At 56.8% G+C, this 24,584-nt stretch carries 23 protein-coding genes; 5 read left to right on the top strand and 18 right to left on the bottom strand.

The window, feature by feature from the left end:
- Positions 1 to 62 precede the first annotated feature (62 nt).
- The 5 genes from malZ to phoB all read right to left on the bottom strand — a co-directional run bounded on the left by malZ (position 63) and on the right by phoB (position 7,210).
- Positions 63 to 1,880, bottom strand: coding sequence for a maltodextrin glucosidase (gene malZ / locus UTM25_RS18285; protein WP_194399691.1), 1,818 nt, complete (start codon positions 1,878 to 1,880; stop codon positions 63 to 65).
- A 139-nt stretch (positions 1,881 to 2,019) separates the two neighbouring features.
- Entirely contained in the window at positions 2,020 to 3,393 is a 1,374-nt protein-coding gene (gene proY, locus UTM25_RS18280) for a proline-specific permease ProY (RefSeq protein ID WP_194399690.1), read from the bottom strand.
- Positions 3,394 to 3,474: 81 nt separating this feature from the next.
- The gene (gene brnQ, locus UTM25_RS18275; RefSeq protein WP_023310545.1) at positions 3,475 to 4,794 is read right to left on the bottom strand and encodes a branched-chain amino acid transporter carrier protein BrnQ; all 1,320 of its coding nucleotides are present in this window, start codon (positions 4,792 to 4,794) and stop codon (positions 3,475 to 3,477) included.
- Positions 4,795 to 5,203: 409 nt separating this feature from the next.
- Positions 5,204 to 6,499, bottom strand: coding sequence for a phosphate regulon sensor histidine kinase PhoR (gene phoR, locus UTM25_RS18270; protein ID WP_194399689.1), 1,296 nt, complete (start codon positions 6,497 to 6,499; stop codon positions 5,204 to 5,206).
- Between the two features lie 21 nt (positions 6,500 to 6,520).
- Complete coding sequence (gene phoB, locus UTM25_RS18265) at positions 6,521 to 7,210, bottom strand: phosphate response regulator transcription factor PhoB (protein WP_008503265.1); 690 nt, start codon at positions 7,208 to 7,210, stop codon at positions 6,521 to 6,523.
- A 187-nt stretch (positions 7,211 to 7,397) separates the two neighbouring features.
- On the opposite strand from phoB, the gene sbcD reads away from it, so the two are divergent.
- Entirely contained in the window at positions 7,398 to 8,603 is a 1,206-nt protein-coding gene (sbcD, locus tag UTM25_RS18260) for an exonuclease subunit SbcD (protein WP_194399688.1), read from the top strand.
- Positions 8,600 to 11,731, top strand: a complete 3,132-nt coding sequence (gene sbcC / locus UTM25_RS18255) for an exonuclease subunit SbcC (RefSeq protein ID WP_194399687.1) — start codon at positions 8,600 to 8,602, stop codon at positions 11,729 to 11,731. The genes sbcD and sbcC overlap by 4 nt, the downstream gene beginning before the upstream one ends.
- Before the next feature lie 75 nt (positions 11,732 to 11,806).
- Here sbcC and mak read toward each other — a convergent pair whose 3' ends face one another.
- On the bottom strand, positions 11,807 to 12,712 hold the full coding sequence (gene mak / locus UTM25_RS18250; RefSeq protein ID WP_194399686.1) for a fructokinase: 906 nt from the start codon (positions 12,710 to 12,712) through the stop codon (positions 11,807 to 11,809).
- A gap of 123 nt (positions 12,713 to 12,835) precedes the next feature.
- Here mak and rdgC point away from each other — a divergent pair, with 123 nt between their 5' ends.
- Positions 12,836 to 13,750: a recombination-associated protein RdgC gene (rdgC, locus tag UTM25_RS18245; protein ID WP_023310540.1), complete on the top strand. Its 915-nt coding sequence runs from the start codon at positions 12,836 to 12,838 to the stop codon at positions 13,748 to 13,750.
- A 48-nt stretch (positions 13,751 to 13,798) separates the two neighbouring features.
- On the opposite strand, the gene ppnP is transcribed toward rdgC, so the two are convergent.
- From ppnP to UTM25_RS18220, 5 genes are all read right to left on the bottom strand, one after another.
- Positions 13,799 to 14,086 carry a pyrimidine/purine nucleoside phosphorylase gene (gene ppnP / locus UTM25_RS18240; RefSeq protein WP_008503270.1) on the bottom strand — a complete coding sequence of 96 codons (288 nt, stop codon included), beginning with the start codon at positions 14,084 to 14,086 and terminating at the stop codon, positions 13,799 to 13,801.
- 71 nt (positions 14,087 to 14,157) lie between these two features.
- Complete coding sequence (locus UTM25_RS18235; RefSeq protein WP_194399685.1) at positions 14,158 to 14,835, bottom strand: AroM family protein; 678 nt, start codon at positions 14,833 to 14,835, stop codon at positions 14,158 to 14,160.
- 237 nt (positions 14,836 to 15,072) lie between these two features.
- Complete coding sequence (yaiA, locus tag UTM25_RS18230) at positions 15,073 to 15,264, bottom strand: protein YaiA (protein WP_023310538.1); 192 nt, start codon at positions 15,262 to 15,264, stop codon at positions 15,073 to 15,075.
- Between the two features lie 44 nt (positions 15,265 to 15,308).
- Positions 15,309 to 15,833 carry a shikimate kinase AroL gene (gene aroL, locus UTM25_RS18225; RefSeq protein WP_194399684.1) on the bottom strand — a complete coding sequence of 175 codons (525 nt, stop codon included), beginning with the start codon at positions 15,831 to 15,833 and terminating at the stop codon, positions 15,309 to 15,311.
- A 143-nt stretch (positions 15,834 to 15,976) separates the two neighbouring features.
- Positions 15,977 to 16,435, bottom strand: coding sequence for a YaiI/YqxD family protein (locus UTM25_RS18220; protein ID WP_010428006.1), 459 nt, complete (start codon positions 16,433 to 16,435; stop codon positions 15,977 to 15,979).
- A 97-nt stretch (positions 16,436 to 16,532) separates the two neighbouring features.
- On the opposite strand from UTM25_RS18220, the gene proC reads away from it, so the two are divergent.
- Complete coding sequence (gene proC, locus UTM25_RS18215) at positions 16,533 to 17,342, top strand: pyrroline-5-carboxylate reductase (RefSeq protein ID WP_194399683.1); 810 nt, start codon at positions 16,533 to 16,535, stop codon at positions 17,340 to 17,342.
- Positions 17,343 to 17,356: 14 nt separating this feature from the next.
- On the opposite strand, the gene adrA is transcribed toward proC, so the two are convergent.
- The 6 genes from adrA to UTM25_RS18185 all read right to left on the bottom strand — a co-directional run bounded on the left by adrA (position 17,357) and on the right by UTM25_RS18185 (position 23,026).
- A complete protein-coding gene (adrA, locus tag UTM25_RS18210) occupies positions 17,357 to 18,460 on the bottom strand; it encodes a diguanylate cyclase AdrA (protein ID WP_194399682.1) in 1,104 nt (367 codons plus the stop codon).
- Between the two features lie 102 nt (positions 18,461 to 18,562).
- Positions 18,563 to 18,883 carry a phosphate starvation-inducible protein PsiF gene (gene psiF, locus UTM25_RS18205; protein ID WP_023310534.1) on the bottom strand — a complete coding sequence of 107 codons (321 nt, stop codon included), beginning with the start codon at positions 18,881 to 18,883 and terminating at the stop codon, positions 18,563 to 18,565.
- 89 nt (positions 18,884 to 18,972) lie between these two features.
- Positions 18,973 to 20,388 carry an alkaline phosphatase gene (phoA, locus tag UTM25_RS18200; protein WP_320715149.1) on the bottom strand — a complete coding sequence of 472 codons (1,416 nt, stop codon included), beginning with the start codon at positions 20,386 to 20,388 and terminating at the stop codon, positions 18,973 to 18,975.
- A 99-nt stretch (positions 20,389 to 20,487) separates the two neighbouring features.
- On the bottom strand, positions 20,488 to 20,748 hold the full coding sequence (gene iraP, locus UTM25_RS18195) for an anti-adapter protein IraP (protein WP_023310532.1): 261 nt from the start codon (positions 20,746 to 20,748) through the stop codon (positions 20,488 to 20,490).
- 211 nt (positions 20,749 to 20,959) lie between these two features.
- Positions 20,960 to 22,174 carry a multidrug efflux MFS transporter gene (locus tag UTM25_RS18190; RefSeq protein ID WP_194399680.1) on the bottom strand — a complete coding sequence of 405 codons (1,215 nt, stop codon included), beginning with the start codon at positions 22,172 to 22,174 and terminating at the stop codon, positions 20,960 to 20,962.
- 168 nt (positions 22,175 to 22,342) lie between these two features.
- Entirely contained in the window at positions 22,343 to 23,026 is a 684-nt protein-coding gene (locus UTM25_RS18185; RefSeq protein ID WP_194399679.1) for an extensin family protein, read from the bottom strand.
- Between the two features lie 103 nt (positions 23,027 to 23,129).
- Between UTM25_RS18185 and ddlA the strand changes: the two genes are divergently transcribed.
- Positions 23,130 to 24,230 carry a D-alanine--D-alanine ligase gene (gene ddlA, locus UTM25_RS18180; protein WP_194399678.1) on the top strand — a complete coding sequence of 367 codons (1,101 nt, stop codon included), beginning with the start codon at positions 23,130 to 23,132 and terminating at the stop codon, positions 24,228 to 24,230.
- Here the strand turns inward: ddlA and UTM25_RS18175 are convergent.
- A complete protein-coding gene (locus UTM25_RS18175) occupies positions 24,227 to 24,454 on the bottom strand; it encodes a DUF2754 domain-containing protein (RefSeq protein ID WP_023310528.1) in 228 nt (75 codons plus the stop codon). The genes ddlA and UTM25_RS18175 overlap by 4 nt on opposite strands.
- Positions 24,455 to 24,584 lie beyond the last annotated feature (130 nt).

Raw genomic sequence — 24,584 nt, 5'->3', positions numbered from 1 at the left:
GTTAAGATTGACACAAATAGTTGCATTTGCGCCATCTTAAAAGGTGGAAACATTAGCAGGTCTTAGCTGCCGAACCAGATCGTCGCGGATACCGCAGGCAGCGCCAGCACGCCGTCCTGTATCGTCGCCTTGCCCTCTTTATTCTTCCACGTAGCCACCTTCAGCAGCGGTGAATCATCCAGCACCACTTCGCAGGCTTCGCCCCGGTTAATGGCCACAAGCACGCGCTGCTGATTGTAGACGCGAGCAAACACCACCACGTTATCGTGGGCATACACCACCTGACAGCCGCCGTAGCGCAGGGCGAGACTCTGCTTACGCAGCCTCACCAGCCGCTGATACAGGCTGAACAGCAACTTGTCCTGCTTCTCTGGCTCCCACGGGAAGGTTTTACGGCAGAACGGATCGTTGTTGCCGTCCAGCCCCACTTCGTCTCCATAATAGATGCACGGCACGCCCGGCCAGGTGAAGAGCCAGGTGACCGCCAGCGGCAGACGCGCCGCATCCTTGCCGAGCAGGGATTTAAAGCGGGCGGTATCGTGGCTATCGAGCTGGTTGAACATCCGCAGCTGCTGCTGATGGGACAGACCGGCGCGATAGTTCTCCATCCACGCCATGCAGGTTTCAGCGTCGATATGATTCGGATCGTAGGAGATATCGGTGTTAGCGAGGAATCCCCACAGCGGGAAGGTAAAGCCGCGATAGTTCATCGCCGCATCTTCCGCATCGTTCTGCAGCCACTGGCGCGCGTCGCCAAAGTGCTCGCCAAAGACGAACGCCTCCGGCTGGGCCGCTTTTGCCGAGCGCGTAATCCCGGCGACGTGCTGAAGGTTATTCCGCGCCCCGCCCGCTTCGCCGAGCATATGCACTACGTCCAGACGCCAGCCGTCCATATTCCACGGCGCCTTCAGCCAGTGACGGACGATGCTGTCTTCACCGCCGTAGATTTCATTCACGAGCGTTGGCGACTGGAAATCCAGCTTCGGCAGGCTGGCGTAACCCAGCCAGTCCAGCGCGCGGCCCTCCTCGTTAAAGCTGTACCAGCCGCGCTGCGGCGACTCCGGGTTATGACATGCCCCGCCCATCGACTGGTTATGACGGTCAAACCAGGCGTGCGAATCTCCGCTGTGGTTGAACACGCCGTCCAGAATCAGGCGCATGCCTTCGTTTTGGGTGTTCTTACGCAGGCGCAGCAGCGCCTCGTCACCGCCAAACTGCGCGTCAACGTGGCGATAATCTTCGGTATCGTATTTGTGCACGCTCGGGGCTTTAAACACCGGGTTGAGATACAGCGCCGTCACGCCGAGCTTTTTCAGGTACGGCAGCTTTTCGCTGATGCCGTCGAGATCGCCACCGTAAAAGGTCGAGCCGCCCGCCTGCGCGGTTAAGGGCTCATCCCACGCTTTCAGGATAATGTCGTGGCCCGCCGCATGGTGGTGATAGATCTTATCCTGGTCGGCGGTGCGTTTTTCGCTGCGCGCAAAACGGTCCGGGAAAATCTGGTAAAACACCTGATCGTTAACCCACTGCGGGCCGTTATCCGGGTAATCGACCGCGAACTGCTCCAGCCGTGCGGGCGGGAAACGGCTAAACCCCTGAGGGGTAAACCACAGCTGGCGGTTATTCCACAGCAGTTTGAAGCTATAACGGCGGCGCGGCTGTCCGCTGCTCAGGTCGATATTCGCCCGCCAAGCAGTGATCCCCGGCTGCGGCTGGCTGCGCAGCCTGTGCATTTTCAGCCCGGTCTCTTCGTTATCTATTTCGGCGCGGAGCGTCACGCGTTCAGGCTGATTTTCTCCCGCCAGCCAGAGCGTAATCACAAGGTTGTCTTTGTTTTGCTTAACAAATGGGGCAACCGGAAGGTGCCAGGCGTTTAACATCACGAATCCCCTCTGATGAAATTGACGTCACCTTGCCACAGGGTGGTTAAGGATAGCTCATCACGTTCGGGATTATTGGGGGAGGAGAAAGGAGGAGGAGGCAAAATTCCCTCTCCCACAGGGAGAGGGAATAAAAATTTTACTGCGCTTCCGCCAGCTGACGGTCGCGGCGGCACTTAAACACCCAGCCGATAAGCAGCAGAACGATCCACGCGCAGCCCACGTACAGGGAAATGCGGGTATCCGGATGGTAGCCAATCAGGCCAATGATAAACACCAGGAAGATCAGCCCGACGACGGTCGTCGCAACGCCGCCCGGAACTTTGAACTTCAGCGCTTTCGCCTCATCCGGCGACAGACGACGGCGGAACGCGATCTGCGACAGCAGGATCATGATCCACACCCACACCGTCGCGAAGGTCGCCAGCGATGCGATCACCAGGAAGACGTTCTCCGGCATGATGTAGTTCAGGTAAACCGAGAACAGCAGCGCTACGGTCATCACCACAACGGTTACCCACGGCGTGCCGCGGCGTGAGGTTTTGGCGAACACCTTCGGCGCGCTGCCCTGCTCCGCCATGCCGTGCAGCATACGGCCCACGCCAAAGACGTCACTGTTGATCGCCGAGAGCGACGCGGTCAGCACCACAAAGTTGAGAATGCTGGCCGCAAAGGCAATTCCCATATGCTGGAAGGTCAGAACAAACGGGCTACCGTTAGTGCCGACCTGATTCCACGGGTAGATGGACATAATCACGAACAGCGTACCCACGTAGAACACCAGAATACGCATCGGCACCGAGTTGATGGCGCGCGGAATGGACTTCTCCGGATCTTTCGCTTCCCCGGCGGTGATACCGATAATCTCGATGCCGCCGTAGGCGAACATCACCATCTGCAGCGACATCACCATTCCGAGCCAGCCGTTGCTGAAGAAGCCCCCGTTGCTCCAGAGGTTATGGATGCCGGTCGGCTGCCCGCCGTTGCCAATTCCCCAGATGATGATGCCGAAACCGGCGAGGATCATGATGATAATGGTCGCGACTTTAAAGAAGGAGAACCAGAACTCCAGCTCGCCAAACACCTTCACGCTCATCAGGTTGACGGCGCAGATGATCAGCACCACGCTCAGCACCCAAATCCAGTGCGGCACCGCCGGGAACCAGACGCCCATATAGATGCCAAACGCCGTCACGTCGGCAATCGCCACAATCAGGATTTCAAAGCAGTAGGTCCAGCCGGTGATAAACCCGGCCAGCGGGCCGAGGTTTTCCTGTGCGTAGCGGGAGAAGGAGCTGGCAGACGGGTTGTGAACCGACATTTCGCCGAGGGCGCGCATGATGATATACGCCGCCACGCCGCCGATGATGTACGCCAGCAGAACGCTGGGACCGGCCATTTTGATGGCATCTGCCGAGCCATAAAAAAGACCGGTGCCGATAGCAGAGCCCAGCGCCATAAAGCGGATGTGGCGCGTGCTCAATCCACGTTTAAGTTTGTTAGTGCTTTCCATTTAAATCTTGCCATTCAACACGAAAAAAACAAAAAACCACGGGGCCTTAAGCCCCGTGGTTAAACAGTTTGTTGCCGTTGATTAATGAGCGTTCGATGCGACCTGACGCCCTGCAGCACGGTCCCAGATAATCGCCAGAACCAGTGCAACAACGGTAGGCATCAGCCAGGCCAGCCCCTGCTCGGACAGCGGCAGACGCTGTGTCCATGCCGGCAGTATGTGCGCGAAAGCTGATGCTTTAATCCCGTCAAGGATACCAAAAATCAGGCTGATAAACATGGCTGGCGCAATAATTCGTGAAGAGTTGTTCCACCACGGGCGAGTAAAGCTCAGCACCACCAGCACGATACACGGCGGGTAAATTGCCGTCAGCACTGGAATCGAGACCTGAATCAGGTGGCTCAGACCGAGGTTGGACACCGCCATAGAGAAGATGCCGAGGATAAACACCAGGGTGCGGTAAGAGAGCGGCAGATACTGTGCAAAGAACTCTGCGCAGGCGCAGGTCAGGCCAACCGCCGTCACCAGACACGCCAGGAAAATCAGCGCTGCCAGCAGCATACTGCCCGCACCGCCAAAGGTGTGCTGAACGTAGGCGTGCAGGATAGCCGCACCGTTGGCGTTCTGCTCAACCAGCATGGCGCTGTCGGAGCCCAGACGGAACAGCGCCAGATAGAGCAGCGTCAGCCCCACACCGGCCATCAGGCCAGCCCAAATAGTATAGCGGGTCAGCAGACGCGCTTCGGTCACACCGCGGGAACGCGCGGCGTTAACGATAACGATACCAAACACCATCGCGCCCAGCGTATCCATCGTCAGGTAGCCGTTCACAAAGCCGTTAGAGAACGCGGCGTTTTTATAGGCGTCCATCGCGTCGCTAATCGGACCCGCTGGCCAGACGATGGCCGCAACCGCCAGAACAATCAGCGCCACAATTTTCAGCGGAGCCAGGAAGTTACCCACGGTATCCAGCAGCTTGCCCGGATAGAGGGAAACCAGAATCACGATTGCGAAGTAGATCAGGCTATAGATAAACAGCGGCATCGCACCGTCACCGGTCAGGGGAGCAATACCCACTTCGAAGGACACGGTTGCCGTACGCGGGGTTGCAAACAGCGGGCCAACGGCCAGATAGCAGACGGTTGCCAGCAGAACACCTGCAACTTTGCCAATCGGGGTGCTGAGGCTATCCACACCGCCGCCGACTTTCGCCAGCGCGACGACGGTCAGAACCGGCAGACCCACGGCAGTAATCAGGAAACCAAACGCGGCGGTCCAGACGTGTTCACCCGCCTGTAAGCCAACCATTGGAGGGAAAATGATGTTGCCTGCGCCAACGAACAGCGCAAATGTCATAAAGCCCAGCGCGATGATGTCACGCGATTTTAAGTGATGGGTCATAAAACCTTACTGCCTGTGGATGTGGTGTTGAAAACATTGAGATTTTCGATATCCCTGACGGGACGATACAGCCGAAAATTTGCTCAATTTCAGCGGGAAATGCTCCCGTCCTGGCGTGGAGAAGAATAGTTTTTCGATTTACCACGCAAATACAGTCGGTCTGACAGTATCTGGGGCGCAATTTAAACGCTTATAACGTTTAAAGGCAAGGTGGGATCGTAAAACCAGAACAATATGCCAGCATGAAAATACACCTCAGAACAATACGCTATTTATAAGAAAAACCCATGGCTAATCATGCGAACAAAAAACAGTCAGCCGTATAAAATTCATCCGCGTTTCGCTTGACTGCAAAGCAAACGGGCCAGCAGACGCTGACCCGTGGAAAGGTAAAATGACACGCCTGCCGTCAGGCGATCTTTTTGGCAATTAATCGTTCCGGAATAACGAAACTGAAGCGGGTTCCTTTACCCAGCGTACTCTGAATATCGAGACGGCTTTCATGGTGATTCACCGCGTGTTTCACAATTGCCAGCCCCAGACCGCTTCCGCCTGTCTGCCGGGATCGCGCTTTATCCACACGGTAAAAGCGCTCGGTCAGACGCGGAATATGCTCAGGCGCAATCCCCGGCCCGTTGTCTTCCACGCTAAACTCAGCCCCCGTTTGGGTATGCTGCCAGCGCACCACGATTTTCGTCCCCTCCGGCGTATGATTCACCGCGTTATACACCAGGTTGGAAATGGCGCTCCGCAGTTCATCTTCGCTGCCCAGCACCTTCAGCGTGTTGTCGACCTCAAAGGTCAGGTGATGCTTTTTGTGGCTTAGCGTCTGCGCTTCACGCTCAACGACCCGCAGCATCATCGGCACATCAATGGTGTCATTTAGCGCGAGCGTCGGCGCCGCTTCAATCTTCGAGAGCGTCAGCAGCTGCTTCACCAGCCCTTCCATCCGGTGCGTTTGCTCGCGCATGGTGTGCAGCGCTTTTTCACGCGGCGCGCCTTCAAGCGTTTGCTCCTGCATCATCTCCAGGTAGCCCTGAAGCACGGTCAGCGGGGTACGCAGTTCGTGACTGACGTTGGCGAAGAAGTTGCGACGCGCCCCTTCCAGCTGGTGCATCTGGGTGACATCGCGCGCCACCATCAGCCACTGCTTATCGCTGTAGGGCATTACGCGGATTTCCAGATGGCGACCATTATTGAGCTTCAGATTGTGCGGGCGGGTAAAATCACGCTTTTTCAGATACAGCGTGAACTCGGGATAGCGCAGAAGGTTGAGGATATTCTGGCCATTGTCGTCGGGCCAGCGCAGGCCCAGCAGCTGTTGCGCAAGGCCGTTACACCAGAAGATCGTCCCTTCTTCGGTCGTCAGAATAACGGCATCCGGCAGCGACTCTGCACCGCTGCGAAAACGCTTAATCAGGCTTCCCAGCTCGCGGCGACGCTTTTTATTACGCATCTGCATCTGATGCAGACCATACAGCAGCGGCTCCCAGCTGCCGCTTCCCGGCGGCGGCGTCATACTTCGGTCAACCCACAGCCACCAGGAGAGGCGCAGCAGGTTCCAGAAATGCCAGATCAGCAGCCCGGTGACCGACGCCAGCAGAAACCACGGCAGGTGTCCAAGAAAGGCCCCCAGAAGGAAGGCCGGAATACAGCATAAGATCAGTTCAAAGACGAGCCTTTTCCATGACAGACGTTCCAGCACGCGTCACACTCCTGTCATTGTTCAGAAACGGGTAGAAAAACGATAACCCGTGCCGCGGACCGTCTGCACCATGCGATCGTGGCCGCTCAGTTCCAGTGCTTTTCGCAGGCGGCGAATATGTACGTCAACCGTCCGGTCTTCGACATACACGTTAGTTCCCCAGACGTTATTCAGCAACTGCTCGCGGCTGTAAACGCGTTCCGGGTGGGTCATAAAGAAGTGCAGGAGTTTAAATTCGGTAGGCCCCATGTCGAGGGGATTTTCACCGGTCATCACGCGGTGTGAGGTGGGGTCAAGGCTCAGCCCCTGCATCTCTATCACCTCTTCCACCGCCATCGGTGAAATTCGGCGCATCACGGCTTTAATGCGGGCAACCAGCTCTTTTGGGGAGAACGGTTTAGTAATGTAATCATCCGCGCCGGTCTCCAGACCGCGAACGCGATCCTCTTCTTCTCCGCGCGCCGTGAGCATCACAACCGGGATGTCGCGGGTCAGCGCTTCACGCTTCAGGTGTTTGATAAACTGCAGTCCGGAGCCGCCGGGCAACATCCAGTCCAGCAGAATCAGATCGGGCCAGGGTTCATTCAGCTGGTTCACTGCGCTGTCATAATCTTCCGCTTCAACCGGCTGGAAGCCGTTTTGCTCGAGCACGAAGCACACCATTTCACGAATTGGAGCTTCATCTTCTACGACCAGAATACGTCTCGCCATACTTTGCCCTGTCTTATCTTATTTAAGTTACAAGTTTGTAATTCGGCGCCATTATGCGTCAGATTTATGACAGATTTATGAAAAACAGTACCACGATAAGGGGCAAACCGTTGTTTTATTACAGCGGTTATTTTCCCGTCTCTGAACGTTTATAATCCTGCTTTCTCTTTTTTGCCACGGATCAGCTATGCGCATACTTCACACCTCGGACTGGCATCTGGGTCAAAATTTTTACAGCAAAAGCCGTGCGGCTGAACATGAAGCGTTCCTGAACTGGCTGCTGGAAACGGCCCGGACGCACGAGGTGGACGCGATTATTGTGGCGGGTGACATCTTTGATACCGGCTCGCCCCCCAGCTATGCGCGTGAACTGTACAACCGCTTCGTGGTGAATTTGCAGCAAACCGGCTGTCATCTGGTGATTGTCGCCGGCAACCATGATTCCGTCGCGACGCTCAATGAATCCCGCGACATCCTGGCATTTCTCAATACCACCGTCGTCGCCAGCGCCGGGCACGCCCCGCAGATCCTGAAAAAACGCGACGGCACGCCGGGGGCGGTACTGTGCCCCATTCCCTTTTTACGGCCGCGCGACATCGTGCAAAGCCAGGCGGGGCTGTCGGGCGTGGAAAAACAGCAGCATCTCCTGCAGGCCATCACCGATTATTATCACCAGCAGCACGCCGATGCCTGTACCCTGCGGGGGGACCAGCCGATTCCGGTGATTGCAACCGGGCACCTCACCACCGTCGGGGCCAGTAAAAGTGACGCCGTACGTGAGATCTATATCGGCACGCTGGATGCCTTTCCGGCGCAGAACTTCCCGCCAGCCGACTACATTGCGCTCGGGCACATACACCGGGCGCAGATCGTCGGCGGCAGCGAGCACATCCGCTACTGCGGCTCGCCAATTTCGCTCAGCTTTGACGAAACGGGCAAGGCCAAATCCGTCCATCTGGTGAGCTTCTCCGAAGGGAAACTTCACGCCGTCGAGACGCTGGAGGTGCCCGTCACCCAGCCGCTGGCGGTGCTGAAGGGCGGTCTTGACACCATTACCGCCCAGCTTGAGCAGTGGCGCGGCGCGGCGCTTAACCCGCCCGTCTGGCTGGATATCGAAATCACCACCGATGACTACCTGCACGATATGCAGCGTAAAATTCAGGCGCTGACGGAAGATTTGCCCGTCGAAGTTTTACTGGTACGCCGCAGCCGCGAGCAGCGCGAGAAAATTCTGTTAAGCGCTCAACGCGAAACGCTCAGTGAGCTTCGGGTTGAAGAGGTGTTTGAACGCAGGCTCTCGCAGGAGGAAATTGACGACGCGAAGCGCGCAAGACTCAGCGAACTGTTCAGCCATACCCTGCATGCGCTCAATGATGAGGAAGAAAACGCATGAAAATTTTGAGCCTGCGCCTGAAAAATCTCAACTCCCTCAAGGGCGAGTGGAAAATTGACTTTACCGCGGAGCCCTTTGCCAGCAACGGGCTGTTTGCCATCACCGGCGCGACCGGAGCAGGTAAAACCACCCTGCTTGACGCCATCTGTCTGGCGCTTTATCACGAAACGCCGCGACTGCAGAAGGTTTCTCAGGCGCAAAACGACCTGATGACGCGCGACACCGCCGAGTGCCTGGCTGAAGTGGAGTTCGAGGTAAAAGGCACCGCCTATCGCGCATTCTGGAGCCAGAACCGCGCGCGCAACCAGCCGGACGGCAACCTGCAGGCGCCGCGCGTGGAGCTGGCGCGCTGCGAAGATGGCAAAATCCTGGCCGATAAAGTGACGGATAAACTGGAGCAAACCGCTGCGCTCACCGGGCTGGACTATGGCCGCTTCACCCGCTCGATGCTGCTCTCACAGGGGCAGTTTGCCGCCTTCCTTAATGCCAGGCCGAGCGATCGCGCCGAGCTGCTGGAAGAGCTGACCGGCACCGAGATCTATGGCCAGATTTCCGCCATGGTGTTTGAGAAGCACAAAGCCGCCCGCAGCTTGCTAGAAAAATACGAGGCGCAGGCGGCAGGCGTCGTGCTGTTGAGCGAAGAGCAACAGCAGCAGTTGCAGCAAAGTTTGCAGGCGCTTACTGACGAAGAGAAAACCCTGCTGGTTCAGCAGCAAAGCCAACAGAAAGATTTTCAGTGGCTTACGCGCCATGATGAACTCGTGCTTGAGCAACAGCGCGTCACCGCGATGCAGCTGCAGGCGCAACAGGCGCTGACGAACGCTGCGCCAGAGCTGGCAAAGCTCCAGCTTGCTCTGCCTGCCGCCCAGCTTCGACCGCTTTGGGAGCACCAGCAGGAGCAAACCGCGCGCCTGACGCAAACCCAGCAGCGAATTATCGAAGTAAATACTCGCTTACAAGCCAAAACCGCGCTGCGCGCGCGGATCCGTCATACCGCCCAGCGGAATCATGAGCAGCTTCAGACCGAACTGACGGCGCTGGCGCAGTGGCTGGCGGAGCACGAGCGCTATCGCCTGCTGGGGCAGGAGATAGCCGGCTGGCGTGCCCAGTTCTCACAGCTTAACCGCGACAAAACGCAGTTAGCCTCGCTTGCTGCGCGGATGGGTGAACTACGCAACAGGCTGGCTGAGATGCCGGAAAATGCGCTGACGCTGACGGCGGATGAGGTCAGCGCGGCCATGGAGCAGCAGTCCCGGTCACGCACGCTGCGCCAGCGGCTAACGTCGCTGCATGCCCGCTATCAGCCGCTGCAAAAGCGCCTGCGCCAGAGCGGTGAAAGCGTGCAGAAGGCCCAGGCCGATCAAAATAAACTCAATGAAACGCTGACGCTGCGCCGCCAGCAGTACAAAGAGAAACATCAGCACTATCTGGACCTGAAGGCCCTGTGCGAACGTGAAGCGACGTTTAAAGACCTGGAAAGCTATCGTTCCCGGCTTGAGTCAGGCAAACCCTGTCCGCTGTGCGGCTCCAGCGAGCATCCCGCCGTTGCGCAATACCAGTCGCTTGAGCTGACGGATAACCAGCGCCGCCGCGATCTCCTGGAAAAAGAGGTCGCCGCACTTAAAGAGGAAGGGCTGCTGGTGCTGGGACAGGTTAATGCCCTGACGCAGCAGATCCGGCGCGAGACTGACGAAGCGCAGACGCTCTCTCAGGAAGAGCAAGCACTCACTAAAGAGTGGATGGAGGCCTGCGATTCCCTGAACATAGCGTTGAATATTCAGGAAGATATCACGCCATGGATGAACGAGCAGGAACAGTACGAGCGCCAGCTCTATCAGCTCAGCCAGCGTCTGACCCTGCAAAACCAGTTGAACGAGCAGGAAGTGCTGGAGCGACAGCATCAGCAGCAGCTGGCGGCCGCGCGCCTGGCGCTGGAACACACCCTGCTTTCGCTATCACTTAACGTACCTGAAGACGGGAATGAAGCCGCCTGGCTGCACGCCCGCGAAGCGGAATTCGCGCAGTGGCAGGAGAAACAAACGCAGCACGGCGTGCTTCTGGAACGCATAAATGCTCTCAAGCCGCTGCTCGACACGCTTCCGGAAACGCACAGCGAAGAGGCCGAACCGGCCATTCCGGACGGCTGGCGCGACGTGCACGACGAATGCGTGTCGCTACAAAGCCAGCTCAGCGCGCAGCAGCAGCAGGAAAAGCTGGAGCAAGAGCGCCTGCTTCAGTCGCAGGCACAGTTCACCGCGGCGCTCGCAGCGAGCTGCTTTGCCGATCGGGATGCGTTCCTTGCCGCGCTGCTGGATGACGACGCTATTCGTCGCCTCGAACAGCTGAAGCAGTCGCTGGAAAGCCAGATACAGCAGGCCGCAGCCCTTTCCGGCCAGGCTAACCAGCAGCTGCAGTCTCATCTGGCACTGCGGCCGGAAGGGCTCAACGCCGATGCCCCCACGCTGCAAAGCCAGCTGCAGCAGCTGGCGCAACGGCTTCGCGAGAACACGACGCATCAGGGCGAGATCCGCCAGCAGCTTAAGCAGGACAGCGATAACCGTCAGCACCAGCTGGCGTTGATGCAGCAAATTGAAGAGGCCGCGCGCGAGGCGGACGACTGGGGTTATCTGAACGCGCTGATCGGCTCCAGCACCGGCGACAAGTTCCGTAAATTCGCGCAGGGGCTGACGCTGGATAATCTCGTCTGGCTTGCTAACCAGCAGCTTAACCGTCTGCACGGGCGTTATCTGCTGCAGCGCAAGGCCAGCGACGCGCTGGAGCTGGAAGTGGTCGATACCTGGCAGGCGGATGCGGTTCGTGATACCCGTACGCTCTCGGGCGGCGAGAGCTTCCTGGTCAGCCTGGCGCTGGCGCTGGCCCTTTCCGATCTGGTGAGTCATAAAACGCGGATCGATTCCCTGTTCCTGGATGAAGGGTTCGGCACGCTCGACAGTGAAACGCTGGATACCGCGCTGGATGCGCTCGACGCGCTGAACGCCACCGGGAAAACCATCGGCGTGATCAGCCACGTAGAGGCGATGAAAGAGCGCATTCCGGTGCAGATCAAGGTGAAGAAGATCAACGGGCTGGGGTACAGCAGGCTGGATAAGGTGTTTGCGGTGGAATAAATGGGGTTAGGGTGCGGTCTGATGCCCGCACCCTAGCCCTCTCCCACAGGGAGAGGGAATAAACATTATTTGCTTTTATTCCGACCACAACCACGCCGCGCCGCGCACGCCGCTGGAGTCACCGTGGACAGCTTTGCGGATCGGGGTTTCACACTCGCCGCCGAAGACCCACTGTTTCACCAGGTTCGGTACCGTGGCATACAGCCGGTCAACGTTGCTCATGCCGCCGCCGAGCACAATCACGTCCGGATCGAGAATATTCACCACGTGCGCCAGGGATTTCGCCAGCCGCATTTCGTAGCGGCTAAGGGCCAGCTCGGCGACCGGATCCTGTTCTTCGACCAGACGCATGATTTCGTTGCCCTTTAACGGCTGGCCGCTTAAGCGGTGGTAGTCGGTCGCAAAACCGGTGCCGGAGATAAACGTCTCAATACAGCCCTGCTTTCCGCAGTAGCACGGCACTTCAGCGCGGTATTTAAGCTCGTCTTCATCCATCCACGGCAGCGGGTTGTGTCCCCACTCGCCCGCGGTGCCGTTACCGCCGATATGGGCGCGTCCGCCGAACGCCACGCCCGCGCCGCAGCCGGTACCGACGATCACGGCAAATACGGTCTGAGCATCGGCCGCCGCGCCGTCGATGGCCTCAGAGACCGCCAGGCAGTTGGCGTCGTTGGCCAGACGCACTTCGCGGTTCAGACGTTGGCTCAAATCTTTGTCAAACGGCTGACCGTTGAGCCAGGTGGAGTTGGCATTTTTAACCACCCCGGTATACGGCGAGATCGACCCCGGGATCCCCATCCCGACGCTGCCGGTTTGCCCTGTCGCCTGCTCTGCCATCTCAACCAGGCTGGCAATCGTCTCGATAGTTTGGTGATAATCATCGCGCGGTGTCGGCAAACGGTGGCGGAACAGCTGCTCCCCCTGCTCGCTCAGTGCGATGACTTCTGTTTTGGTGCCGCCCAAATCGATCCCAATACGCACAAGACTCTCCTCATTATTTTGATTATCAACAGAGTAGAAGCACGCTTCCCGATTAGCAATGCAAGCGATGCGACAATTCGTTATCATGCCCGCTGATTTAACGACAAGGCCGTGGAAATTATCATGCTGTGGTTCAAAAATTTGATGGTTTACCGTCTCAGCCGCGACGTTTCGCTGCGTGCAGAAGAGATGGAAAAACAGTTAGCCGCTTATACCTTTTCCCCTTGCGGTAGCCAGGATATGGCGAAAACCGGCTGGGTTCCGCCAATGGGTTCACAAAGCGATGCACTGACCCACGCCAGCAGCACGGGTCAAATCATCGTCTGCGCCCGTAAAGAAGAGAAAATCCTGCCGACGCCGGTGGTTAAGCAGGCGCTCGAAGCGAAAATTTTCAAGCTGGAAGCCGAACAGGGCCGCAAGCTGAAAAAGACCGAGAAAGATTCGCTGAAAGACGAAGTGCTGCACTCCCTGCTGCCGCGCGCCTTCAGCCGCTTCAGCCAGACCATGATGTGGATCGACACAGTCAACGGCCTGATCATGGTGGACTGCGCCAGCGCCAAGAAAGCAGAAGATACGCTGGCCCTGCTGCGTAAAAGCATCGGATCTTTACCGGTCGTTCCACTGGCGCTGGAAACGCCGATCGAGCTGACGCTGACCGAATGGGTACGCAGCGGCGCTGCGGCTCAGGGTTTCCAGATCCTTGATGAAGCCGAGCTGAAAGCCCTGTTGGAAGATGGCGGCGTGATCCGCGCGAAGAAGCAGGATCTGGTGAGCGACGAGATCGCTGTACACATCGAAGCGGGTAAAGTGGTCACTAAACTGGCGCTCGACTGGCAGCAGCGCATTCAGTTCGTGATGTGCGACGACGGCTCCGTTAAGCGTCTGAAGTTCTGTGACGAGCTGCGCGATCAGAACGAAGATATCGACAGGGAAGATTATGCCCAGCGCTTTGACGCGGACTTCATCCTGATGACCGGCGAGCTGGCCGCGTTGATTCAGAATCTGGTGGAAGGTCTCGGCGGCGAAGCGCAGAGATAACAGGCAAAACGCAGGCCGGGTAAGCGTTAGCGCCACCCGGCTTATTTTTTATTTCAGGTAGCGGCACAGGTAAGAGGTAGGTTCAGCGACCTGCAAATGGAACTCGCTGTGGCCAGGGACGTTGAAAACTTGCCCGGCAGCGTAAACTTTCCATTCCGTTTCACCCGGCAGTAAGACGTTCAGCGCCCCGCTGACGACCGTCATTTCTTCAGCTTCCGCCGTGCCAAAGGTGTATTCCCCTTCCGCCATAACGCCAACACTGGCGCGGCCAGTGCTGCTGCTGGTAAAACCAATGGATTTCACTTTACCGGAAAAGTATTCGTTACTCTGAAGCATGAACTGGCCCTTATATTTTTAGATAAAAATTCACTATAGGGGCCATGCTCATCACCTGTCACGCAAAATCATTACATGAGGAGTTCCGAGGCCAGGCGAGCCATCAGAACGTTGGATAACAGCACGGGAACATCCAGCGCTTTTTGCAGCAGATCGCGATGATGCTGATGGAAACCGAGGCAGTCCAGGATCAAGACATCTGCCCCTCTCTCAAGCAGCTCCTTCCCGGCAGCAATGAGCTTGGCCTCACTGTCCCAGAACGGATTTGCCAGCGCATACAAGGGCACTTTTTCCAGCACGTGCCACTTTGCCTCCTGGTTATCCATGAGCTCCTCAATGGGCACAATCACCCCCACCTGATGACCATCCACGATGGAGGCCACCAGCGGTGGAATGATCCGCATCGGCTCCAGCAAAATCGCATTACGCGCCGTGAGGCCCTTAATGGGCGCGGTACTCATCAGCAAAATAACGTCATAACCTTGATTATCGAGCACTTCTATTACGCCCTGCAGCGAACGCTCGATTTTCTGACGTGAAACATGCGCCAGTTTACCGTCGCTTAATAACGTCGCCAGGGGATCCTCCCCCGCCTCGACAGCGTAGTCTTCCATGACCTCTTCCCGAGTCATCTTCCCCAGCAGGCTAAGATGCGTTATCTGTTGTTCAGATACATGCTCGGTTAAGAGCGGTAACACTTCGCTTACAGGGACCACACCAATGGTGAGGATCGCCAACGTTGCCTTCATCTTGATCGCCTTCCATTACTTCAACATCGTGCACACAGGTACAAGCTCACTACGCTGCACAGTTCATTTTTTCACCAAAACAGCACCAAGCGTAGCAGGCGATCACGACATCGAAATGTAAAGATCGCCTGCCGATACCGGAGTTACTTGTAATAACTAAATATTAACTCCTGCTTAACTTTCCCGATGAGTAAAAAGTGTGATTCAGGCACGATACTGGAACGTTTAGGAAAACATTCAGGTTATGTCGGGATCTTCATAGCGCCGTTTCGCATCCAGCGCTTCCTGTTCAGTCTCGTGTTCACTGATCAGCGAGTCCGGCTTGGGGTGATCGGCACGCAGTTGATACCAGGTCACGGTATGACCCGTCTGGCCTTTTTCAACGGTAACAACGCGCGCTTCACGCGGATAGGGAGGTCTGGTTGGCATAGCTCATCCTTTTTTTATGTCTGAGCTATAAGTATAGACGCCGGTTAGCTGGCACAAGCCAAACGCAGGGCGGTAATAATCTGAATCACAACGTCTTCGGGAGACGCGGACGCATCCACCACGTGGTGAGCCGCTTCGCGGTATAACGCATCGCGTTCGGCCAGCACTTCGCTCACCTCTTCGCTGAGCGGCCTGGAGGTCAGCGCGGGGCGTTGCCCCGCTTCCGGAAAGGCTTCCAGCCGCCCTACCAGAGCCGACACCGGCGCGCTGAGATAAATCACAATCCCCTTTTCGCGCATAAAGTGACGATTGCACTCCGCCAGAACGATGCCTCCGCCGGTCGCGATCACGGCAGACGGGGTGGTGACCGCTTTCAGCGCGGCGGTTTCGCGCGCGCGAAAGCTCTCCCATCCCTCTTGCTCAACAATCTCGGCGATGGTTTTTCCGGCCTCGGTTTGCAGCCAGTGGTCGGTATCAACAAACTGGCGATGACACACGCGTGCCAGCTCCAGGCCAACGGTGGTTTTCCCACAGCCGCGGGGGCCAACTAAAAAGATGGGTTGGGTCATGCCAGGTGTTCCCCTTGATGCCGAATGGCTGAAGAGTGTAAAGAAATAATTGCAGAAGATGTTGCGATTACTTTACTGCAAAGCGGTACGGGATGACAACCCTGTGGAGGCCACACTGTACCACAAACTGACAATAATTATCATTACGCTGTACGGCGCTTCACTTCCAGCAGCCATTTATCCAGCTCGGCAGCGAACTGCTGACGGTCGCGCTGGGACAGGCTGTCCGGTCCACCGGTCTGCACGCCGCTGGCCCGCATCGTATCCATAAAATCGCGCATGGTGAGCTTTTCCCGAATGGTCGAAGGCGAGTAACGCTCCCCGCGCGGATTGAGCGCCGCCGCCCCTTTCTCCAGCACTTCGGCGGCCAGCGGAATATCCGCCGTGATCACCAGATCCTCCGCGCTGCACAGGCGAACAATTTCGTTATCCGCCACGTCGAACCCGGCCGGCACGCGCAAGGAGCGGATGAACCGCGAAGGCGGTACGCGAATATTCTGGTTCGCCACCAGCGTCAGCGGCATCTGAACGCGCTCGGCGGCGCGAAATAAAATCTCTTTAATCACGTTCGGACACGCGTCCGCATCAACCCAAATCGCCATATTGTCTTCCCATAATGAGTCTGCCGACTATTGTCGCCTGCATTTCGTTGTTAAGCTATCAATCAGAGAAAACAACGCATAATGACGGAGAATCGTGATGGACAAGAAAATCGGGTTTATCGGCTGCGGTAACATGGGCAAAGCCATCCTGGGCGGTCTGATCGCCAGCGGGCAGGTGCTGCCGGGTCAGATTTGGGTCTATACCCCGTCACCGGACAAGGTCGCCGGGTTGCGCGATCAATACGGGATCAACGCCGCCGAAAGCGCGCAGGAAGTCGCCCAGGTCGCCGATATCGTCTTTGGCGCCGTCAAGCCGAACATCATGATCAAAGTGCTGAGCGATATCACCTCCAGCCTGAATAAAGAGACGCTGGTCGTGTCGATTGCCGCGGGCGTCACGCTCGATCAGCTGGCGCGCGCGCTGGGTCACGATCGTAAAATCGTCCGCGCGATGCCCAATACCCCCTCGCTGGTTAATGCCGGCATGACCTCCGTCACGCCTAACGCGCTGGTGACCACGGAAGAAGTAGCCGACGTGCTGAATATTTTCCGCTGCTTCGGTGAAGCAGAAGTGATTGCCGAATCGATGATCCATCCGGTGGTTGGCGTGAGTGGCTCAGCCCCTGCCTATGTGTTCATGTTTTTAGAAGCGATGGCCGACGCTGCCGTGCTTGGCGGAATGCCGCGCGCGCAGGCGTATAAGTTCGCCGCGCAGGCCGTCATGGGCTCCGCCAAAATGGTGCTGGAAACCGGCAAACATCCGGGTGAACTGAAAGATATGGTCTGCTCTCCAGGCGGTACCACCATCGAAGCGGTGCGGGTGCTGGAAGAGCGCGGGTTCCGCTCGGCCGTCATTGAAGCGATGGCAAAATGCATGGAAAAATCAGAGAAGCTGAGTAAATCATGATTTCTGACCGGGCGTCAGGCGGCCACTTCGGTGCGGCCGCGTCCGGCATTTTTCGCCTTATACAGCGCCACGTCAGCCGCCTTTAGCCATTCCCGATAGTGTCCAAACTGCGGCCCCCAGGGGGCAACGCCGACGCTGATGCGCAGCGCTTCTTTTGGCGCGCACGGTAACGTCAGTTTTTCCAGCCGCTCATGCAGTCGCGACATCACGGCGATGGCGCTCTCCGCCGCTGTCTGCGACATGATCACCGCAAACTCATCCCCGCCAAACCGGCCGATCGCATCGCCTGACCGTACCGACCGCTGGAGCTGACGCGTAATGGCAACGATCGCCTCGTCGCCCACGTCGTGCCCCCAGGTGTCGTTGATGTTTTTAAAGTGGTCGATATCAATCAGCAATATCGTGGCGGTGCTGTGGTCGCGCCGACAATGCTCAAATTCATTTCGCAACAGCATTTCCCAGTGTCGGCGGTTGAAGACCCCGGTCATCCCGTCTCGTGTGCTCATCATTTCCAGCCGCTGCTTATGTTCCGCAAGCCTGATGGCGGTTCGGTGGCTAAGCCAGGCAAACAGCATGGGATACAGCACGAGTACGGGTAACGTTAAGCCCCACTCCACAAGGTCGGGGTTGAAGACGACAACCTTCCCGACGAGTGGCAGGGTCACCAGCGCGGAGAGCAGCGTCAACGCGATCCCCGGGAGAAACAGACGACAGCCCCCTGAACCCATCATATTCATCCCCACCATCATCACCAGCGCTGCGGTGGGTAACGCATTCATCCCCATCACGCCGATCCAGAGTCCGGCAATAATGGCATCGATTTTGAGATTGAAAATTTCCTGCTGATGAGGTGAAGCGGCACGGCAGGACAGCTGCCAGGCAAAATGGGGCCAGACGAACGACCACCCCACCAGTAAAAGCCACCAGCCACCGGGTAAAAAATGGGTGACCAGCATCCCCGCAACGGGGAAAAACATCGCCGCCAGCCCGACGGCGCGCGCCAGCCGAACTCGCCGGGCAAACTGAATGCCGGCGCGGTGAGGGTCATCCTGAGAAAGGGTTAAATTCCACTCTTCCCGAATGCGCTTTTTGTTGTAATACGTTTCATCATTCATCATTTTTGGGAATATTCTGAAACATTTTCCCAAATTATAGAGAGGGGGTCTGCGGGGAAAGTATGAAATTTCGGGTGAGCCGCCGGAGCCGCTCACCCGTTTGGACTACACTTTTTTCTTCAGGCACGCGCTCATGAACTTGCTGCGGTCATCCCCTTTAAGGGACTGTTCGGTTGCTTTCGCATTACACTCGCGCATTTTTTGCTGCTGCGGCGTCAGGCTTTTTTCAGCCGGCTTCGCGGCGCCGTTTTTAAGGCAGTCGCTCATGTAGGTCTTGCGAGCATCTCCCTTCAGACTCTGAGACGTCGCCTGTTGATTACAGGTGGTCATACGCTGTTGTTGCGGCGTTAGCGTCTTCTCTTCCGCGTTCGCCGATGCGATCAGGAACAGGCCAGAGAGCAGAGTAACCAGTAATGTTGTTTTCATTGCACCATCCTTTTGTGAACATTCCCTGTAAGTCTGGTTCGTGACAGGAAAAAAACCACCCGGCAGATGTGATTTCCGCCGGGATTTTATCATTTAAGACCCAGCGCCGCCTTCATGGTGTAGAACAGATCCGTTTGATCGGTCAGGCCTACCACGTTTGCCGCGTGCGGCCCATAGGCTGCAATGCGCAGCTGGGTGCCGGTGTGCTCCATGGACTCTTCTTCAGAGTTGCCGTAGCTCAACACCATAACGACGCCATCTTTGGTATTCAGCGCCTGCGTCAGGCCCGGGGCTTTGGTATCTGCCGGAATAATCTGGCTGGCGTGAGCATGGTCCGCGGTGACCACCACCAGGGTGTTACCGTCTTTTTTCGCGAACTCAAGCGCCTTCTGCACCGCTTCGTCCAGATCGACGGTTTCGCCAATCTGGCCGCACGGATTCGCCGCATGATCTTGCTTATCGATCGACGCGCCTTCCACCTGCAGGAAGAACCCTTTTTCGCTCTTGCTCAGCAGAGAGATGGCTTTATCAGTCATCGCCGCCAGCGTCGGTACGCTGTCCGTGCGTTTCGGGTTAGGCGTACAGGTTACGGCCGGTTTATCGATATTGCCGTGATAAGAGGCTTTTGGTCCTTCCCAGCGCACGGGCATGTTGCCGTCAGAGAATAGCCCCAGCAGCGGCTTGTCCTGGTTCGCCTCGGTGATGGCTGCCAGCGAATTTGCGTCACTCACCAGCTGATAGCCGCGGGCCTGCGCCTGCTCGCGCAGCGTTTTGCCCTGCCACTCGCCCGCCGTCGCGGTTTCTGCGAAGGTTTTCGCGCCACCGCCCAGGGTCACGTCAGGACGCGCGTTCAGCAGCTGTTCCGTAATCGAGCCTTTGCCGCCTTTTTCCAGCGCGTTCGTCGGGCATTTTTCGCTGGTCACTGACGGACCGTAGCATTTACGCGAGGTCACGTGCGCCACCAGCGCCGCGGGCGTTGCATCCTGAAGTTCAGCGGTGGAGACGTTGCCGGTCGCCAGGCCCGCCGCTTTTGCCATCTCCAGAAGGGTTTGGTGATCTTTTTCGTGAATATCCACACCCAGCGCGCCATTATAGGTTTTCACGCCGGTGGACCACGCCGTAGCAGAGGCCGCGGAGTCCGTGACGTAATCCGGTTTACCGGTTTTTTTATCCAGCGCGTAATGGGTATATTGTCCGGTCAGCGGTAATGCATCGATACCTTTAAAAAAGCCGCCCGCACCCTCGGCATAATTTCGCGCCGCCGTGATTTCGGAATCCCCCATTCCATCGCCAATAAGCAGAATAATATTTTTCGCCGGCTTATCATTCAGCGAAGCGCGAATAGCGGCAGTTTGATCTTCTGATAAACGGCGTGCGCCGCCAGGCTGGGTGATATCCCCTTTTGCCGCGCGATTATCCAGCAAGCTGGTTTGGGCAGTATCGGCATAAATGGCAGGGGTAATTAACAGGGGAAGTAATGCGATGAAAAGTGCGCTCTGTTTCAATTTATTTTCTCCATGTACAAATACATAAAAATAAAAACAGAGCGACTATAGGCATCCTGCATGACAATTCTATGACACGTCGTTACGTCCTGTGACGGTTTAGGTGCGCGGATGCCTTAACAGCTTCTTTACGTACTGGTGGAGCATTTCGGCATCCTCAACCGGAACCTGCGATTCAGGCCTGACGCTGTCCAGCGCGCCTTCCACGCTCTCAATCAACGCCTGTTGATCGGTTTTCGCCATTTGTCGCAGCAGCGCGGTGACCACAATTTCCAGCGCTTCGACCTGAGCAACCAGCTCTTTTGACTCCTCTTCCTTTTGTGCCAGCTTGACCAGCAATTCAGCAATGAGATTTTTCATCGTGCCAGTTCCTTTTTCAGTTTTGTCTGAAGTTAGCATTCTGAATCCATAATGCAAAGAGAAGAAATTTATTATGGTATGCAAAAGTGATACAGGAATAAAAATAAAGAACCGCCGCGGTGAGCGAAACGTTTCTCTATAAAAAAAATGCCGCATTTTGTTATATAAAAATGCGGCTACCATAAGAATATATAATACATCAACGAAACGATTATCTCGACGATTTCGCTTCCGCTATTTGTCTGCGGCGACGCAGCGCAATAGCCAGCTGGATAATATTGATTAAAACGACAATCGCCGTGGCGGCAAATACCCAACGAAAACCGGCCATCGCGGAAACGGATGCGCCAATAAGCGGACCGGCAACATTCCCCAGATACATAAATGACTGGTTATATCCAAAAATACGCCCCGTCACCTGGTCGCTGGAATATTTAACCAGCAGAGTCTGTACTGCAGGCAACATTGCACCATCAGCAAACCCGAGCAGGAATCGCAATACGCCAAGCTGAAGCGGAGAGGTGACAAACGACATCGCGAAGAAGAGCACGACCGCAAAGATCAGCGTCGCCATCAGGATGCGCGCCGTGCCGATCCTGTCACCCAGTTTTCCCAGACGCGGCGCGGAAATCAGGGCGGATACGCCCGGCACGGCGGCAATCATGCCGCTCAGAAAAGCGATATTTGTGCTGTCCGGCTCCATAGACTTGATAAACAGCGCCAGAATCGGACCGACCGAACCGTTACAAAGCTGGATAACCATAGTGGTCAGAAACAGGCTGATCATCAGTCCCGGATAGGGCAGCGAGGCGAAGACGGCCTTGCCGCTCAGGCGTTCAGATTTACTGATAACCGGGCGGCCCCCCTCTTTGATAAGAAAGAGCGTGATCAGAAAACTGACCACCAGCAGGATCGCGGTGATGATAAATACCGCGCGCAGTCCGACGTGGTCCGCCAGAAAGCCGCCCAGCAGCGGACCGCCGATGACGCCGCTGATCTGTGCCGTGGAGAGCGTACTTAACGCCCAGCCGCTACGCTCGCGCGGCACCTGAGAGGCGACCAGCGCCATGGCATTCGGAATGTACCCGGACGTCAGTCCCATCACCGCACGCAGGAAAAACAGCTGCCAGACGTTGGTGGCGAAGGCCTGGAGCAGAATGGCAATCGCCATCCCGAGCGAGGCGCGCAGCAGCATCAGTTTTCGGCCTTTCCGATCCGCCAGGCTGCCCCACATAGGTGACACAATGGCGGAGACCAGAAACGTGACGCTGAACGTCAGGCCGGACCACATGGAGAGCGCTTCATGCGAGGTCACCCCCAGCTGCGAGACGTACAGCGGCAGGAACGGCAGGATCTGGCTGATGGCCAGCCCGGTGAAGAAGCAGCCGAACCAGACCGAGATGAGATTAACTTTCCAGGATTCCATAAAGAAATAGTCTTCATTTTTAGGCGAATTCGCCTACAGATTAGCAAGTTACGCGTTTTGACATCGCACCAGAGATGCGGCCTGACTGACTTTGGTGTTTTATCTTCCCAGTCATCATATTTGTGAAATAAGTCACAAATTATCCATTTTCTGGCGGAATATTATGCTTCACCGACAGAGTCCGAAACCGCGCATTCCCAGATGAAAATGGTTGGCATGCGCCGCGTTATACTCCGGCCCGAGGCCGTTTCCGTAGTAGCCGCAGCTTGCCGACAGCATGGCCTTAAGCCATGGCTGCGTTGCTGCCGCCTTCCAGCCGTTCAGCACCGTGACGCGTTCCCCGTTCGCCAGCCGAAAGGCGGCGATATCCAGCGCCTCCGCCGTGGCATGCTCACTGCGTCGCGCGTCAGGGCGGTGGTAAATATTGCGGCAGGCATAGCTGCCGAGGTGGTCGATACGCGCCAGGTCGCTGCCCGTATAGCGTTTTGTCAGCGGCCGGGCCTGCTGGCTGATAAACAGCGCAGAGCTGAGCGCCAGCGGACAGCTGGCAAGAAAACTGCTGTTCAGGCCGACCGGACCGAAATCACGCACGCGCACGACGTTGTTAAGCGGACACGCGCCACCGCTGTCGGCCACCGGCTGGGTGCGGATGAGATCTCTTTGGTTAGCCTGCGAAAGCAGGCTCGCGCACGCCTCGGGGGTCAGGCGCCGAAGCTTATACTGGGCGATTCGGCCCGGCGGGTCGTCAAGCGTTAGCGGCATGAAAGGGTTGTAGTAAGGCGGCAACCAGCGGTAACCCACCGTTGCAACGGCCACTATGATGAATACGGTCAGCAGCGTTTTTCCTTTCACTCTCCCCCCTCAACATTCCCCAAAACATTATGGCAGAAGGCCGCGAAACCCGCCGGGCATCGTGGTATGTTATTGGCTTTTCGTCAGACTGGAAGAGAGTGAGATGGCTAAGCAGCGCGTAGGTATTGTCTTTGGGGGAAAATCAGCGGAGCACGAAGTGTCATTGCAATCGGCCAAAAATATCGTTGATGCGATCGATAAAAGCCGTTTCGACGTGGTGCTGCTGGGCATTGATAAACAGGGTCAGTGGCACGTTAACGATGCCAGCCAGTATCTGCTGAACGCTCACGATCCGGCGCATATCGCCCTTAATCCTTCGGAAGTGAGCGTCGCCACCGTACCCGGCGTCGTGAAGGGGCAGCTCATCGACGCCGGCAACGCTCAGGCTCTCGCCCAGATCGACGTGGTCTTCCCTATCGTTCACGGCACCCTGGGCGAAGATGGTTCCCTGCAGGGGATGCTGCGCATGGCCAACCTGCCGTTCGTCGGCTCGGACGTACTCGGCTCTGCCGCGTGCATGGACAAAGACGTCACCAAACGCCTGCTGCGCGATGCCGGGCTGAATATTGCGCCATTCGTGACCCTCACCCGCGCAAACCGCGACAAACACGGCTTCGCGCAAATTAGCGGAGAGCTGGGTCTGCCGCTGTTTGTGAAGCCGGCAAACCAGGGCTCCTCCGTGGGCGTCAGCAAAGTCACCAGCGAAGCAGAGTTCACGCAGGCTGTCCGTCTGGCGTTTGAGTTCGACCATAAAGTGGTGGTTGAGCAGGGCATCAAAGGCCGTGAAATTGAGTGCGCCGTGCTGGGCAACGATTTCCCACAGGCGAGCACCTGCGGCGAAGTGGTGTTAAACAGCGACTTCTATTCGTACGACACCAAATACATTGATGACAAAGGCGCGCAGGTTGTCGTTCCTGCGGATATCGATCCGGCGATTAACAATAAGATCCGGGCGATCGCCATTCGCGCTTATCAGACGCTCGGCTGCTGCGGCATGGCGCGCGTGGATGTGTTCCTGACGCCGGAAAACGAAGTGGTGATCAATGAAATCAACACGCTGCCGGGGTTCACTAACATCAGCATGTATCCAAAACTGTGGCAGGCCAGCGGCCTGAGCTACCCGGAACTGATCACCCGCCTGATCGAACTGGCGCTGGAGCGTCACGCCGCCGACAGTGCGCTTAAAAGTTCCGTAAACGGTTAATCGGCGCTCTTCGCCTCATCCGCTGTCGTCTCTTCAGGACGACGGCGGATAATCAGCCCCGCCAGCCAGAAACTTATCACCCAGGTCACCAGCCCGACGGCATAGGTTTGCCATCCTTTTGCTTCAAACCCCAACAGGCCCACGACACCGTTAAGAATAAAGATCAGCCCGATAGCAAAGGCGTAGTAGTGCCAGTCACGGCGTAGTTTGGACGTGAGCTTCATAACAACTCCGGCAGGAAAAAAAGACATCCTCTCACAGTTTTACGGCCAGGTCTGTGGCAGATACGGAAATTCTGAAACGCGACGCAATTTCACTTAAGTGATGAAATTGTGATGTGCTGCAGAAATCGAC

Origin of the sequence: Enterobacter sp. 61D5, assembly GCF_034107965.1 — a bacterium.
GTDB classification, from domain to species: domain Bacteria; phylum Pseudomonadota; class Gammaproteobacteria; order Enterobacterales; family Enterobacteriaceae; genus Enterobacter; species Enterobacter cloacae_M.
Note: the sequence above shows the minus strand (reverse complement) of the source record. Positions and strands in the feature narration are given on the sequence as shown.